Below are 16363 nucleotides of genomic sequence, written 5' to 3'. Positions count from 1 at the left end.
TATAAAAATATATTTCCGATTATAGTGGAATATTTCCATGCTTTCTATCGGGTTTATGCACTTCTTTATTTTCTAACATACTAAATGCTTTTAGTAATTTTCTGCGTGTATCTTTTGGTAAAATTACTTCGTCAATAAATCCACGCTCAGCTGCTCTAAAAGGATTTGCAAATTTTTCTGCATATTCCTTTTCTTTTTCTGCTAATTTTTCTTCCGGATTATCAGCTACTTTAATTTCTTTTTTAAAAATTATTTCACTAGCACCTTTTGCTCCCATAACCGCAATTTCTGCACTTGGCCATGCAAAATTCATGTCTGCACCAATATGTTTAGAGTTCATTACATCATAAGCTCCGCCATAGGCTTTTCTGGTAATTAAAGTCACTCTTGGTACTGTAGCTTCACTTAAAGCATAAAGTAATTTCGCACCATTTACAATAATGCCGTTCCACTCTTGATCTGTTCCTGGTAAAAATCCTGGAACATCTACCAGTACTAATAAAGAAATATTAAAACAATCACAAAAACGAGCAAATCTAGCAGCTTTTTTAGAACTATTTACATCTAATACACCAGCTAAAAATAAAGGTTGGTTTGCAATAATACCTATACTTCTACCTCCTAAGCGGGCAAAACCTACAATTATATTTTCAGCATAATCTTTATGAATTTCAAAAAAAGAATCATTATCGATAATGCCAGTAATAACCTTATGCATATCGTAGGGCTTATTCGCATTATCTGGGACAATATTTTCTAGTTCATCTCTAATTTCATCACGAAAGGAATATGGTAGCTTTTTGGTGATTTCTTTATTGTTTTGAGGCAGGTAACTTAAAAGTTTTTTAATGTCTTTAAGGCATTCAAAATCATTTGCAGAAGTGATATGAGCAACACCAGATTTTGTGGAGTGTGCAGAAGCTCCACCCAGTTCTTCACTAGTAACTTCTTCGTTTGTAACTGTTTTTACAACATTTGGACCTGTCACAAACATATAACTCGTGTTTTCTACCATAAATGTAAAGTCGGTCATTGCAGGTGAATACACCGCTCCACCGGCACAGGGTCCCATAATGGCTGAGATTTGAGGGATAACACCTGATGATTGTACATTTCTATAGAAAATATCAGCATAACCACCTAAAGATCGAACTCCTTCTTGAATTCTAGCTCCACCAGAATCATTTAAACCAATACATGGTACACCAACTTTTAGGGCGGCATCCATTACTTTACATATTTTTTCTGCATGTGTTTCTGATAATGAACCTCCAAAAACAGTAAAATCTTGAGCAAAAACATATACCAATCTACCATCAATAGTACCATAACCAGTTACAACACCATCACCAAGAAACTGTTGTTTTTGCATGTTAAAATCTGTGGTTCTATGGGTAACTAACATGCCCATTTCTTCAAAAGAACCTTCGTCAAGTAAGAAATTAATGCGTTCTCTTGCTGTTAGTTTTTTCTTTTGATGTTGTTGTTCAATTCGTTTTTGACCACCACCTAAATGTGCTTGGACAATCTTTTCTTTTAACTTTTTTGATTTTTTATCCATAGTAATTAGTTTGGAAGTCTTAATGTCTTTTGATCTTCTACATATTTTTTTACAGCAATTAATGCTGCAATTTTAGCTTCATGTTCAACACTTTCTTTTAAGGCCTCAGGAGCGTAATGCTTTTTTACAAAAAGTGTGTCAAAATTTCCAGAACGGAAAGCTTCGTGTTTACAAACAAACTTACCAAAAGATAATGTAGTTTCAATTCCTTCTATTTGATAGTTTTCAATAGCTCTAATCATTAAAGCAATAGATTCTTCACGTGTTTTGCCATAAGTGATTAGTTTTGCTAACATAGGATCGTAATATATAGGAACATCCATTCCTTGTTTATACCCATTGTCAACACGAATATTTTTTCCAGATGGTAAATTATATGTTTCTAACGTACCCACACTTGGCAAAAAGTTGTGTAAAGGATCTTCGGCATAAATTCTTAATTCTAAAGCATGTCCATTAATATTTACATCAAATTGTTTTATGGGTAATTCTTCTCCTCGAGCAACACGTATTTGCAGTTCAACCAAATCTAAACCTGTAATTAGTTCGGTAACAGGATGTTCTACTTGTAATCTGGTGTTCATTTCAAGAAAGTAAAAATTATTATCAGCGTCAACTAAAAATTCTACTGTTCCAGCACCAACATAGTTACAAGCTTTAGCAACATTTATAGCGGCTTGCCCTATAATTCCACGAAGTTCAGTAGATAAAACGGTGGATGGAGCCTCTTCAATTACCTTTTGATGCCGACGTTGAATACTACATTCTCGTTCAAATAAATGAATGTTATTTCCATGACTGTCACACATCACTTGTATTTCAATATGTCTTGGTGAGCTAATGTATTTTTCTATAAAAACAGCACCATTACCAAAAGCTGAAGTAGCTTCGCTTATGGCTCTATTCATTTGTTCATTTAATTCATTTTCTTTTTCTACAATTCGCATTCCTTTACCTCCACCACCAGCAGCAGCTTTTATAAGTATTGGAAACCCTATTTTTTTAGCAATTTTAATAGCTTCTTCAGGATCAGATATTGCACGATCAATACCAGGAACCATAGGGATATCATAATTTTTAACGGCATCTTTTGCAGCCAATTTATCACCCATCATTTTAATAGCTTTGCTCTTTGGTCCAATAAAAGTGATATTGTTTTTTTCACATTGTTCAGCAAATTCAGCATTTTCACTTAAAAAACCATATCCAGGATGTATGGCATCTACGTTTAAATTTTTTGCAACTTCAATAATTTTATCACCCCGTAAATACGATTCATTCGAAGGAGGTTGGCCAATACATACGGCTTCATCTGCAAATTCAACATGTGGGGCATGTCTATCAGCTGTTGAGTAAACCGCAACTGTTTTTATACCCATTTTTTGTGCGGTTTTCATTACTCTTATTGCAATTTCTCCTCTATTGGCTATTAGTATTTTTTTCATTTGCTTAAATTTTTACCAATCATAAAGATTAATAATTTTAAAGTTTGGTAGTATATTTTTTTAGGGGCTTATTATGATTCAAATTCTATTAACATATTTCCTTTTTCTACGGTGTTTCCCTTAACAGCAGTAACCGACTTAATAGTTCCTTTACGTGGTGAAGTTATTATGTTTTCCATTTTCATAGCTTCTAGTATAAGTAACGGATCATTTTCTTTAACTTCTTGACCTGCTTTTACATTAACTTCCAAAATTAAACCAGGCATCGGTGCTTTTATATAATCTACATTCTTTGTTGAGCTGGAAGAGAATCCCATCTCTTTAATTAATTGATCTAAATTATCATTAATTGCTACTTCGTATTTGTTGCGATTAACTATGATAACATATTGTTTTTTGTTAAAATTAGATTCTAAAATTTCAATATGATATGGTTTGCTACAATCAAGCAAATGATATTTATTAGTATCATTTTCAATAACATTAAGAGATATAATATCTTTATTACTGATATTAAACTCTTCAGTATCGTTAACTATAACTTTATAAGTGTTGCTCATAGAATTTGTTAATTAAGGATTTTTCAAAGCTATAATAAATCTTTTAATTTTAAGTTTTTGTTTTTATTTAGCCTTGCTAATATTTTTTGAAAAGCGATAGCAGTAATTAAAGCATCACCAGTGGCGGTATGCCGATCTACTTTTTCTATTTTTAACTCTTCACATAAATCGTCTAAACTATAATTTTTTAAATTTTCTTGATAGACTAAATGTTTAGACATTTTAAAAAGTACACCAGTATCTAAACAGAGATTTTTTAATTTTCCTAAATTATTTCTACGCATCATACGATCTACCATAGCCATATCAAATCCAACATGATGTCCAACTAAGACATCATTTTTTATATAATCTAAAAATTTTTCAATGGCTTCTTTTTCAGATACCTTTTCTAAATTTCCTCCTTTTAGAATACCATGTATTTTTACTGATTCTGATTTAAATACGTCTTGTTTAAGGTATATTTCAAAACTATCAGAAACATTTATTGTATTGTTTAAAACTGAAATTGCCCCAATAGATAAAATTCTATCTTCAATTTTGTCAAAACCTGTTGTTTCGGTATCAAAAACTACAAACCGAGTTTCTGATAATAATTTTTTTTCATCCTTTTTAAATCCGGCTAAGTACGTTTTGTAAGAATCAGGATAATTCTTTCTTTTAAATAACCATTTAAACATTATGATAAATTTATAATTTTAAAACGATATTTTAATAAATCTTGGATTTCTCTAATGGGTTTAAAACAGCGTTTAAGTTTCAATTTTTCTTCTTTATTTAAGGTTTCTAAATTAATAAACTTACCAGAATCGTTATTTGCAATACCTTGTTTGGTTTTAAATTTTAGTAATGCCTTAAAAGCATAGGAGCAAGAATCGTACAATTCTTTATTTTCTGGTTCTAGCTCACTAAGTTTTTCATAACGCAAGGCTGTATTATTTATATTTTTTATTTTATGAGTTAAAATGAGTAATCTGGCAGCATCAATTAATGGCATTAATGCTCTAACTTTAATATTGAAAAAATCTTCATATTTCCCATTTTTCTCTAATACCATTTGTTTAAAAAATCCAAGAGGCGGAGGGCTCTGTAAAATATCTTTAGCCAATAACGATAACAAATGTGATGATTGTTCTAACGAATTAAAAATACTGTCGGTTAAATTATTTACTAATGTTTTATTACCATAAATTCTACTAAAATCAAAAAAGATAGAAGATAAAAGAATGGCCTTGTTATCTGGGTTTACAATCCAATTTTCAAATTGAGCTTTCCAATTAGAATATGACATACACCATTCGGGGTTGCTAGCCATCATTTCTGCAGTACAGTATTCGTACCCTATTTTATGTAAAGATTTAGTAATATGTCCTGCTAATTTTAAAAAATAGGCTTGTGTTTCGTCATATTTATCTTCTGGTACATCTTGAAAAATTAGGGCACTATCTTGATCAGAATATAGCAATTGCTCTTTTCTACCTTGGCTACCTAATGCCAGCCATGAAAATTCTACAGGAGGGGGAGTTTCCATTTTTTTAATGGCATTTTCAATAACCCGAAATGTAATAGCATCATTAAGTTCAGAAATAATTTTACAGATATGACGTATTGGAATATTCTGATCTAAATAAGCTTTTAATAAATTGTGAGCTTTAGCTCTAACATTTCTTAAACTTTTAGTTCTATTAGCTCTTTTTATTTCTTTTAATAAAACTGAAGGGTTATTGCCTATAGACAGTACAATGTCATGTCGTGTTAAAACACCAACTAAAGGGGTGTTGTAAGTGCCATCTTTGGTAACACATAAGTGTCCAATATTGAACTTAATCATCTGCAATTGTGCTTCAGCAACAGTAATTTTTTTATTACAGGCAACCACAGGATGAGACATAATATTTTTAACACTATTTTCAATAGAAAACTTTCCTGTAGCAATTTTATGTTTTAAATCACTATTTGTAATAATACCTATAGGATGCTTTTTTTGATTTACAATAACTATACAACTAATACCGTGTTTACTCATTAATATGGCGGCTTCTTTTACAGTGGCATCTTCTTGACAAATTATGGGTTTTTTAGTGTAATTTGCTGTTTTTAAGTTTTGAATATCTTGATTGTTATTGGGTATATAATCATTAAAAATTTCATCACTTTGCTCTTGAGTATAAGGGGTAAATGCATTTGATGCAAAAGTGGTAATTAAATATTTATTTATTTTTTTATTGTTTTCAGAGGCTTGCTGAAAAACATTGATAGGAATGCCGTAGATAATAGATTCTTCATTGGCAGAAGCCTTTAATGTATAATTTTCTTGAGCTAGTAATGCACGTAAACCAAAAATATCACCGCTGTCACAAATATCTATCATTTCATTTTTATCTCCTTTAATTCTATGAAGACCGATAGCTCCATTTCTAACCATATAAAAATGATCGTGGTAAGCTTCGTTTACGTTAAAAACAATTTTCCCTTTTTCTAGATAAATTATTTTAACTTCTTTAGATATTTGTTCTAATTTTTCATCCTTCAACAAATCAAAGGGAGGAAATCTTTTTATAAAATCATATATTCTTTCGGCTATTGAATTCTTCATTTACTTATTTAATATTGCAATTATTAATAAAGGCTACACCATAATTGTTATGATGTAGCCTCAGTTTTATTTGAATTATATAGCTAATATGTTAATCAAAATAACTAAAAGTTTCACCATCTTTTATTTGCAGTAAAGACTCATAAATTAATTTTATAACATTTTCTACATCATCTTTATGAACCATCTCTACAGTAGTGTGCATATAACGTAAAGGTAAAGAAATTAAAGCACTTGCTACACCGCTGTTACTGTATGCAAAGGCATCGGTGTCGGTACCAGTAGCACGAGATAAGGCTGCTCTTTGGAAAGGAATTTTTTGCTTTTCAGCAGTTTCAGTTATTAAATCACGTAATTTTTGTTGTACAGCTGGTGCGTATGCAATAACAGGACCTTTACCTGTTTCACAATGTCCCTGAATTTTTTTATCAATCATTGGAGTGGTAGTGTCATGAGTTACATCAGTTACAATTGCAGCATTAGGTTTAATTCTTTCTGCAATCATTTGAGCACCTCGTAAGCCTATTTCTTCTTGAACAGAGTTAACTAAATACAAACCAAAAGGTAATTCTTTTTTATTTTCTTTTAAAAGTCTTGCTACTTCAGCAATCATAAAGCCACCCATTCTATTATCTAACGCTCTACAAACAAAGTTGTCTTTGTTTAAGATGTGAAATTCATCAGGATACGTAATAACACAACCTACATGAACACCTAATTTTTCTACTTCATCTTTTGTTTTACAACCACAATCAATAAAAATATTTTCTGGTTTTGGGGCTTCTTCTTTTGATTTATTTCTGGTATGTATTGCAGGCCATCCAAATACACCTTTTACTATACCTTTTTTAGTATGAATATTTACAACTTTACTTGGTGCAATTTGATGATCAGAACCACCATTACGTACCACATAGATTAATCCATTATCTGAAATATAATTTACATACCATGAAATTTCATCAGCATGGCCTTCTATAACTACTTTATATTTTGCTTTTGGGTTTATAACGCCAACTGCGGTGCCATAGGTGTCGGTAATAAATTCGTCTACATATGGTTTTAGATAATCCATCCATATTTTTTGACCATCCCATTCATAACCAGTAGGTGATGCATTATTTAAATATTTTTCTAGAAATGTTATTGATTTTTTTGTGAGAATACTACTTTTCGCCATAATCTTATTTTAGTTTTTACTTTAAAAATATTTTATCTCAAAATTAACGTTTATATTTTAAATGTAATTGTTTGAAACATGTAATTTTGGAATGATTTTAGCTGTATGTCTGTTATATATTTACAATGAAGCACTTTTTTATCATATTACTTTTTTTATCATCTTCATTAATAGAAGCTCAATCTGTAAAAAAAGACACAATTATTGGAGATAAAATATTGATTGAAGGAGATTCTATAATGTTTACTCTAGATGATGTAATTGTGTTAAGTAAACTAAAATTTAATTCAACTAAAGAGCAACGTTATTATTATTGGTATTGGAAAAAAGTGCACAATGCTTATCCTTATGCAAAACTAGCTGCTGAAAGGTTGTTACAATTAAATGAACAGTTAAAAAAAATTAGGTCAAAACGTAAACGGAAAAAGCATATAAAAAAAATGCAGAATTACATGGAAGATGAGTTTGCAGAGAAACTTAAAAAAATGACGCGTACAGAAGGGAGAATACTTATTAAATTAATTCATCGTCAAACAGGATTAACTACGTTTGAATTAATAAAAGAATACCGTAGTGGTTGGAACGCATTTTGGTATAATTCTACGGCAGGACTTTTTAAATTATCGTTAAAAAGTGAATATCATCCAGAAAGTAAAGCAATTGATTTTTTAATTGAAGATATTTTACAACGGTCATTTATACAAGGTAATCTTGAAAGACAAGAAGCTAGATTAAAGATTGATTATTTGGATTTAGTACCTAAATATAAAGATATTGATATCGTTGAAGTGATTAATAATAGAGATAAATAGGTTTAGTTTTAAGCATTGTTTGCTCAATAAATGTACTTTTTTTAACAACCTGAGTTGTTAGCGTCATTTAATAAATTAAGACTACAAGACTTATGATTAATTGGTTTAAATAAATCCTTTTTTGTAGTCTCAATTTAAAAATGTGGTGTTACTTTTTTATAACTATACTATTAATTGCTATATGTCAGTCCCGTTTCCATGAGTTTAGCTTCAGAAAAAAGTATATTATTTTCAAGATGAATATGTTTGTGTAAATCATCTTCAAATTCTTTTAGTAAAGAAAATGTAACTCGATAGGTGTTACAAGCATCAGCTGGAGGGGTATAATTATTGCTTAAAGTTTCTATTTTTCTAAATCTATCACCTTCATTTTCATGTTCATGCATCATCATTTCAATAGGATTTTCAACGGTGCCAAAATGAGGTTTTTTCATTATTGTTCCTTTTTGCTTAGAATCAACCATTTTTCGGATAAATGGAAATAAGATTAACTCTTCTTTTTTCATATGTGCAGTAAGTTCACCTGCAGAAGCTATATAATGTTCATTTATTTCAAATAATTCGGGATGACTACCACCATGAACCTTACAAAGCTTGTCTAAATATTGTTTTAAAATTGGAATTTTCTCTTCAACATAACGGTGATGTTTTTTCTCTATATAATCTGCTAGTAAATCTAAAGGCCAAGATTTAAAATCTACTTGATCATTGTTGCTTTGATTTTGAACAGCCTCTAATTCATTATAAAGCACAGAGGCATTTACATTATTTTTTTTGGCAACTTCCTCAACGTTTCTATTTCCTTTACAACAAAAATCGATGCCATATTTTTTGAAAATTTGTGCAGTTCTGTAGTTTTCTGTTACTATTTGACCAACTGTTTTGTGTGCTATTTTTTTCATAATATTTGTAAGTTAGATATTATTACCTTTTTATCATAAATTAATTTAATTTTTTTTTATCGTTTTAAGTAGGTTAGTCCTATATTTAAATCTGTTGTTAATTCAAATAAACTGGTTTCTTCTAACATTTGTTTTAATTTATTTCTAATAACAACAAACTTATTATGTAACGGGCAAGGTTCTTTAGCATTACACTTATCTAGTCCTAAACCACAACCTAAATATATAGAATCTCCGTCTATAGCATATACAATGTTACTTAGTTTTATCTTTTTAATAGTGGCCTTATCAATCTGAAATCCACCTGAAGGCCCTTTAACTGAATCTAAAATGTTATTCTTAGCAAGCTGATGAAGTATCTTAGCAGTAAAGGCAACAGGAGAATTAATTTCTTCGGCAATTTCCTTCAAACTCACACGCTTGTCTTGCAACGATTGTAAGGCAATGTATGTAGAGGCTTTAATACCGTACTCACAGGCTTTAGAAAACATTCTTTAGATTTTAATTTGTTACAAAGGTACACTAGAATTTTAATTCGGACAAATTTATCGGAAATTATCTTGTAAATCTATATATAGAAAGGAAATCTTATTCTATATGTTTTTAATTTAAATAACCAAATTATTATTTAAACATATCTAATCCTGGTATATTTGGCATTCCATCTTTTGCCGCAGCAGCCATTTCAGAATCGTTTATTGAATTGGCTTTTTTAAGAGCATCATTTAAAGCAATAATTAAATAATCTTCTAATTCTTCTTTATCTTGTAAAAGGCTATCGTCAATTGATATACTTTTTATAGTTCTATTGGCTGTAATTGTCACTTTAATATTTCCTTGATTAGAAGTGCCTTCAACATATACAGTATCTAATCTTTTTTTTGTTTCTTCTATTTTTTGTTGGGCTTCTTTTAATTTACCCATCATACCTTGAAAATCTCCAAACATTATTTTTTACTTTTAGTGCTTATATTCTTTTAATTATTGTACTACTTTATTGTAAAAGAAGCGTGTAAACTGAATTTTACTGTGTAAAGAATTAATTGTACTTGCAAAATTACTACTTTTAGGGAATAATTCTAAATAATAAAAAATGAATAAGATTGTTTCTGTTTTCCTAATTGTTCTCATTACTTTTGTCGCTTCATGTAAAAAAGATAATATGCAAGTTGTAGATATAAAACCACCTGTTGCTGATATAATACCAAAAGAATTAAAAACGCACGGTGATGTTAGAATAGATAATTATTATTGGATGCGATTGTCAGATGAGCAAAAGAATGCTGAAAATCCGGATGAACATACCCAAAAAGTGTTAGACTATTTGAATGCTGAAAATGATTATTTTGATAAAAAATTAGGACATACAGAGAAATTTAGAGAGGATTTGTTCCAAGAAATGAAAGCTAGAATTAAAGAAGATGATGAATCTGTACCTTATAAAGATAATGGATATTTTTACATTACTAGATATGTAAAAGGAGGACAATATCCAATTTATGCTCGTAAAAAAGAATCATTAGAGACTGAAGAGGAATTGTTGTTTGATGTTAATAAAATGGCAGAAGGTCATGATTATTATCGATTAGGAGGATTAAATGTAAGTCCAAATAACAAATATGTTGCTTTTGGTGTAGATACAGTTAGTCGTCGCCAATATGTTTTGCAATTTAAAAATTTAGAAACTGGTGAGTTTTATCCAGAAAAGATTGAGAATACAACAGGATCTTCAGTATGGGCAAATGATAATAAAACAGTTTTTTACACAAAGAAAAATCCAACTACTTTACGTGCAGAACGAATATTTAAGCATGTTTTAGGTACAGATCCTTCTAAAGATGTTGAAATTTATTTCGAAGAAGATGATACTTTCAGCACTTATGTATTTAAAACTAAATCTAATCAGTTTATTTCTATTGGTTCAAGTAGTACGTTAACTACAGAATATCAAGTATTAAATGCAGACAATCCTGATGGTAAATTTAAAATTGTACAACCAAGAGTAAAAGGATTAGAATATCATATTTCTCATTTTGAAGACAATTTTTATATCTATACAAATAAAGATAAAGCTTCAAACTTTAAACTGATGAAAACTCCAATTAATAAGACTGAATTAGAAAATTGGGTAGATGTTATACCACATAGAGAAGATGTTTTACTAGAAGACATATCTATATTTAAAGATTATTTGGTGTTGGAAGAACGTTCAAACGGATTAAGTAAAGTTCGAATCAAAAGATGGGACGGTACATCAGATGAGTACTTACCGTTTGATGAAGAAACCTATTCTGTAAATGTTTATAATAATCTAGAATTTGATACAGATATTATAAGGTATGGATACAATTCATTTACTACTCCAGCTTCAGTTATTGATTATAACATGAAAGATAAATCTAAAGAAATTAAAAAAGAGCAAGAAGTACTAGGAGGTAAGTTTAATAAAGATAATTATACTAGTAAAAGAATTTGGGTAACGGCCAGAGATGGTAAAAAAGTTGCGATTTCAATCGTTCATAGAAAAGACACAGAATTAGGAAAGAATACCCCTTTATTATTATATGCTTATGGCTCTTACGGAGCAACTATACCTGACGGATTTAGCACTACACGTTTAAGCTTATTAGATAGAGGTTTTGTATATGCTTTGGCACATATTCGTGGAGGGCAATATTTAGGCAGACAATGGTATGAAGATGGTAAATTATTTAATAAAATGAATACGTTTACTGACTTTATTGATTGTACAAAATACTTAATAGAAAACAATTATACATCACCAGAACATTTATATGCGATGGGCGGATCAGCAGGAGGACTATTAATGGGTGCTGTTATTAATATGAATCCAGAATTATATAAAGGTGTAGTTGCCGCTGTACCTTTTGTAGATGTTGTTACTACCATGTTAGATGAGACTATTCCGTTAACTACATTTGAATATGATGAATGGGGTAATCCAAATGAAAAAGAATATTATGATTATATGTTGTCTTATTCACCTTATGATAATGTAGAGAAAAAAGAATATCCTAATTTGTTAATTACTACAGGATTACACGATAGTCAAGTACAGTATTACGAGCCAGCAAAATGGTTGGCCAAATTAAGAGCAAATAAAACGGACAATAATTTACTAGTGATGTATACTGATATGGAGTCTGGTCATGGTGGGGCTTCAGGAAGATTTAATGCTTTAAGAGATACAGCAAGAGATTATGGATTTATATTAGAAATGGAAGGAATTAAAGAATAGTTTATTATAAAGTTAAAAAAAAGTGCCTTTTAATGGTACTTTTTTTGTTTAAAAGCACTCTATTTTTTAATATAGTAACTACCATCGTATTTATATTAAATAGAAAATCTAGTCTGATTTGTAAAAAGAGATTTTGATTAGATATTCAATCTAAAAAATATTGTTTTTTATTTAAATGATTGAAAAGCAGTAGTTTGTGTTTGAAAATTAGGTTTTTAACAGGATTTTAAAACCGTTTTAAAAAAAAGCAGTAAATTTGCTACTTAGTTAATAGTAATCAGAAATTGATTTATATGAGCCATAAATTTGGTATAACCGAAAACGTTTTAGAGCTCATTGGCAATACCCCAATGATTAAATTAAATAAAATTACCGAGAAATTAGACGGTAAGTTCTACACTAAGTTTGAAGGTTACAACCCAGGTCATTCAACCAAAGACAGAATAGCACTTCACATTATTGAACAAGCAGAAAAACAAGGTTTAATCAAAAAAGGAACAACAATTATAGAAACTACATCTGGTAATACAGGGTTTAGTATTGCTATGGTTAGTATTATTAAAGGTTACGATTGTATCTTGGCAGTTTCGTCAAAATCGTCTAATGATAAAATAGACATGTTAAAAGCTATGGGGGCAAAAGTTTATGTTTGTCCAGCTCATGTTAGTGCTGATGACCCGCGATCATATTATAATGTTGCCAAAAGATTACATTCTGAAATAGCAGATTCAGTATATATCAATCAATATTTTAATCAATTAAATGTTGATGCACATTACAATACAACTGGACCAGAAATATGGGAGCAAACTAATGGTAAAATCACTCACTTAGTTGCTGCTAGTGGTACTGGAGGAACAATTTCAGGTACTGCTAAGTATTTGAAAGAACAAAATCCAAATATAAAAATCCTTGGCGTAGATGCTTTTGGGTCTGTTTTAAAGAAATTTCATGAAACAGGCGAATTGGATTTGGAAGAGAGTTATCCTTACCGTATCGAAGGATTAGGTAAGAATTTAATTCCAACAGCTACAGATTTTGAAGTTATTGATAAGTTCGAAAAAGTTAGTGATGAGGATAGTGCACATAGAGCTAGAGAAATAGCTTTAACAGAAGGTATTTTTGCTGGGTACACAAGTGGAGCTGCTATGCAAGCAACTTTTCAATTAGCTGAAAAAGGTGAATTTGATAAAAATAGTAACGTTGTTGTTATTTTTCCAGATCACGGTTCAAGATATATGAGTAAAATTTATAGTGATGATTGGATGCGAGAACAAGGTTTTTTTGATACTGAAAAATTTGCTCAGGCAGAAATTGAATTTGTAAAATAATATATTGATAGTTTATTAATAAGGCTTCATTTAGAAGCCTTTTTTTATGTAAGGTGTACTAGAATATTCACATAAAAATAGAAACTTGTTAAAAAAGAGTTGTGCAGTAGCTTAAAATACGTGAAAAAATTAGTTAATTTGCACTTATAAATAATAGATTTGAGATGAAAGATTTATTTGAAAGAATAATTAAAGATAAAGGACCATTGGGTAAATGGGCTGAGCAAGCAGAAGGATATTATGTTTTTCCAAAATTAGAAGGTCCAATCTCTAATAGGATGATGTTTAATGGAAAAAAAGTAATTACTTGGAGTATCAATGATTACTTAGGTTTAGCTAATCACCCAGAGGTTAAAAAGGCAGATGCGGAGGCGGCTGCAGAACACGGTATGGCATACCCTATGGGTGCTAGAATGATGTCTGGACACACCGTTTTTCATGAACAACTAGAACAAGAATGTGCAGATTTTGTAAATAAAGAAGCAGCATATTTAGTTAATTTTGGATATCAAGGTATGGTATCTGCAATAGATGCATTGGTAACTAAACATGATGTTATTGTTTATGATATGGATACCCATGCTTGTATTATTGATGGTGTTCGATTGCATGCAGGTAAACGTTTTGTTTACAAACATAATGATGTTGAAAGTTTAGAAAAAAACTTAAAAAGAGCCACAAAAATGGCTAATGAAAATGGTGGAGGTATTCTTGTAATTTCCGAAGGTGTTTTTGGTATGCGTGGAGAACAAGGAAAGTTAAAAGAAATTGTCGCTTTAAAGAAAAAGTATAATTTTAGATTTTTAGTAGATGATGCTCATGGCTTTGGTACTCTAGGAGAAGGAGGTCGAGGAGCAGGAGTAGAACAAGGCGTGCAAGACGATATTGATGTGTATTTTGCAACTTTTGCTAAATCTATGGCAGGTATTGGAGCATTTTTTGCTGCGGATAAAGAAATTATTCAATATTTAAAATACAATATGCGTTCGCAAATGTTTGCTAAATCATTGCCAATGACAATGGTTAAAGGAGCATTAAAACGTTTAGATATGTTGCGTACCATGCCAGAGCTTAAAGAAAAACTTTGGGAAAATGTAAATGCTTTACAATCAGGTTTAAAAGAAAATGGCTTTGATATTGGTAATACCAATACTTGTGTTACTCCCGTATTTTTAGAAGGAGATATTCCTGAAGCAATGGCTATGGTTAATGATTTAAGAGAAAATCATGGAATTTTCTGTTCTATCGTAGTATATCCAGTAATTCCAAAAGGAATGATATTATTAAGAATGATTCCTACAGCAGCTCATACTATGGAAGATGTAGAAGAGACTATTGTTGCATTTTCAGCCATTAGAGATAAATTAAAAAATGGTGTTTATAAAAAGATAGCAGCAGCTATGCTTGGATAGCATTTAATAAATTGTAATAAAATAAAAAATCCCAAATTTCAATAATTAAAATTTGGGATTTTTTATTTCTATATGCTAGATGTTACTAAAAGAAACTTGATTAAGTGTTCTTAGAAACGTATTTAATCATTTTTTGTGATTATTTTTATCGTATTAAAACTTAATTCTAGCACTGGCTGTAATTCCCAAATCATCAAATTGTTTGTCTAAAAATTTATAATAACCAACTATTCCTATCATAGCAGCATTATCCATAGTGTATTCAAATTTAGGAATATAGCTTGTCCACCCGTATTTATTTTCAGCTTCTTTTAATACTTTTCGTATTTCAGAATTTGCAGAAACTCCACCAGCAATGGCAATGTGTTTAATTTGAGTTTGTTTCACTGCTTTTTTTAATTTTTCCATTAAAATGGAAGTAATAGTATATTGGATAGAAGCACAAATGTCATTTAAATTTTCTTCAACAAAATGAGGGTTTTCTTTTATATTTTTTTGAATAAAATAAAGAATAGCTGTTTTTAATCCACTAAAGCTAAAATCTAGCGGATTTTTTGTCTTTGGTTTGGTAAAACTATAAGCATTTGGGTTTCCTAATTGTGCATATTTATCTATTAATGGCCCGCCTGGATAAGGTAATCCTAATATTTTAGCAGATTTGTCAAAAGCTTCACCAACAGCATCATCAATAGTTTCTCCAATAACCTCCATCGTAAAATGGTCTTTTATTTTTACAATTTGTGTATGGCCTCCACTAATAGTTAAACATAAAAATGGGAAAGGTGGTTTTTTTTGATTTTTATCATTAATAAAATGAGCTAAAATATGAGCCTGCATGTGATTTACTCCAATTAAAGGAATTTCTAAGGCTAAAGACATCGATTTTGCAAAAGAACTGCCTACTAATAAAGACCCCATTAATCCTGGTCCTTTTGTGAATGCAATAGCATTAAGTTGAGTTTTGTCAATATTAGCTTGCTTTAAGGCTTGGTGAACAACAGGAACTATATTTTGTTGATGTGCTCGAGATGCCAGTTCAGGTACTACTCCTCCATATTGCGAATGAATTTCTTGATTTGCTACAACATTACACAACACTTTGTCGTTGTGTAAAATAGCTACCCCCGTATCATCGCAAGATGATTCTATTGCTAGAATGTATGTTGAATTATTTGATCCCAAAGTTTATTAGATAGGCACAAATTTTGTACCTGTAATTTATGTATTTTTATCACGGCAAATTTATAACATTTAAAACTATCAAAAGAGCAAAAAAAATAATACTGAGATTACTACTAATTTTAC

General features: G+C 30.2%; 14 protein-coding genes. 4 read left to right on the top strand and 10 right to left on the bottom strand.

Annotated features, from left to right (window positions below; translation table 11 throughout):
• Positions 1-19: 19 nt before the first annotated feature.
• The 6 genes from EGM88_RS03435 to EGM88_RS03410 all read right to left on the bottom strand — a co-directional run bounded on the left by EGM88_RS03435 (position 20) and on the right by EGM88_RS03410 (position 7342).
• Positions 20-1561 (bottom strand): acyl-CoA carboxylase subunit beta, encoded by a 1542-nt coding sequence (locus EGM88_RS03435; RefSeq protein ID WP_123896575.1) that lies wholly within the window; start codon positions 1559-1561, stop codon positions 20-22.
• Between the two features lie 5 nt (positions 1562-1566).
• Positions 1567-3006, bottom strand: a complete 1440-nt coding sequence (accC, locus tag EGM88_RS03430) for an acetyl-CoA carboxylase biotin carboxylase subunit (RefSeq protein WP_123896574.1) — start codon at positions 3004-3006, stop codon at positions 1567-1569.
• A gap of 71 nt (positions 3007-3077) precedes the next feature.
• Positions 3078-3566 (bottom strand): acetyl-CoA carboxylase biotin carboxyl carrier protein subunit, encoded by a 489-nt coding sequence (locus EGM88_RS03425; RefSeq protein WP_123896573.1) that lies wholly within the window; start codon positions 3564-3566, stop codon positions 3078-3080.
• 29 nt (positions 3567-3595) lie between these two features.
• Positions 3596-4246 carry a 3'-5' exonuclease gene (locus tag EGM88_RS03420; RefSeq protein ID WP_123896572.1) on the bottom strand — a complete coding sequence of 217 codons (651 nt, stop codon included), beginning with the start codon at positions 4244-4246 and terminating at the stop codon, positions 3596-3598.
• Positions 4246-6162: a DUF294 nucleotidyltransferase-like domain-containing protein gene (locus EGM88_RS03415; RefSeq protein ID WP_123896571.1), complete on the bottom strand. Its 1917-nt coding sequence runs from the start codon at positions 6160-6162 to the stop codon at positions 4246-4248. Before EGM88_RS03415 ends, EGM88_RS03420 begins: the two co-directional genes overlap by 1 nt.
• 91 nt (positions 6163-6253) lie before the next feature.
• Complete coding sequence (locus tag EGM88_RS03410) at positions 6254-7342, bottom strand: M42 family metallopeptidase (RefSeq protein WP_123896570.1); 1089 nt, start codon at positions 7340-7342, stop codon at positions 6254-6256.
• Positions 7343-7467: 125 nt separating this feature from the next.
• Between EGM88_RS03410 and EGM88_RS03405 the strand changes: the two genes are divergently transcribed.
• Positions 7468-8154, top strand: a complete 687-nt coding sequence (locus tag EGM88_RS03405; protein ID WP_123896569.1) for a DUF4294 domain-containing protein — start codon at positions 7468-7470, stop codon at positions 8152-8154.
• 170 nt (positions 8155-8324) lie between these two features.
• Here the strand turns inward: EGM88_RS03405 and ric are convergent, their stop codons facing one another.
• The 3 genes from ric to EGM88_RS03390 form a co-directional block, all read right to left on the bottom strand.
• Entirely contained in the window at positions 8325-9056 is a 732-nt protein-coding gene (gene ric, locus EGM88_RS03400) for an iron-sulfur cluster repair di-iron protein (protein WP_203229421.1), read from the bottom strand.
• A 56-nt stretch (positions 9057-9112) separates the two neighbouring features.
• Positions 9113-9547, bottom strand: a complete 435-nt coding sequence (locus EGM88_RS03395; protein WP_123896568.1) for an RrF2 family transcriptional regulator — start codon at positions 9545-9547, stop codon at positions 9113-9115.
• Between the two features lie 133 nt (positions 9548-9680).
• Positions 9681-10004, bottom strand: coding sequence for a YbaB/EbfC family nucleoid-associated protein (locus EGM88_RS03390; protein ID WP_123896567.1), 324 nt, complete (start codon positions 10002-10004; stop codon positions 9681-9683).
• Between the two features lie 145 nt (positions 10005-10149).
• Between EGM88_RS03390 and EGM88_RS03385 the strand changes: the two genes are divergently transcribed.
• The 3 genes from EGM88_RS03385 (at position 10150) to EGM88_RS03375 (ending at position 15058) form a co-directional block, all read left to right on the top strand.
• Positions 10150-12315: a S9 family peptidase gene (locus tag EGM88_RS03385; protein ID WP_238988367.1), complete on the top strand. Its 2166-nt coding sequence runs from the start codon at positions 10150-10152 to the stop codon at positions 12313-12315.
• Between the two features lie 293 nt (positions 12316-12608).
• On the top strand, positions 12609-13646 hold the full coding sequence (locus tag EGM88_RS03380; RefSeq protein ID WP_123896566.1) for a PLP-dependent cysteine synthase family protein: 1038 nt from the start codon (positions 12609-12611) through the stop codon (positions 13644-13646).
• A 164-nt stretch (positions 13647-13810) separates the two neighbouring features.
• Entirely contained in the window at positions 13811-15058 is a 1248-nt protein-coding gene (locus EGM88_RS03375; protein WP_123896565.1) for an aminotransferase class I/II-fold pyridoxal phosphate-dependent enzyme, read from the top strand.
• A gap of 153 nt (positions 15059-15211) precedes the next feature.
• Here EGM88_RS03375 and tsaD read toward each other — a convergent pair whose 3' ends face one another.
• Positions 15212-16240 carry a tRNA (adenosine(37)-N6)-threonylcarbamoyltransferase complex transferase subunit TsaD gene (gene tsaD / locus EGM88_RS03370; RefSeq protein WP_123896564.1) on the bottom strand — a complete coding sequence of 343 codons (1029 nt, stop codon included), beginning with the start codon at positions 16238-16240 and terminating at the stop codon, positions 15212-15214.
• Positions 16241-16363 lie beyond the last annotated feature (123 nt).

This window comes from Aureibaculum marinum, from assembly GCF_003813905.1.
Taxonomy (GTDB): Bacteria; Bacteroidota; Bacteroidia; order Flavobacteriales; family Flavobacteriaceae; genus Aureibaculum; species Aureibaculum marinum.
The sequence above is the reverse complement of the archived record's forward strand: the minus strand, read 5'-3'. Positions and strand labels throughout refer to the sequence as shown.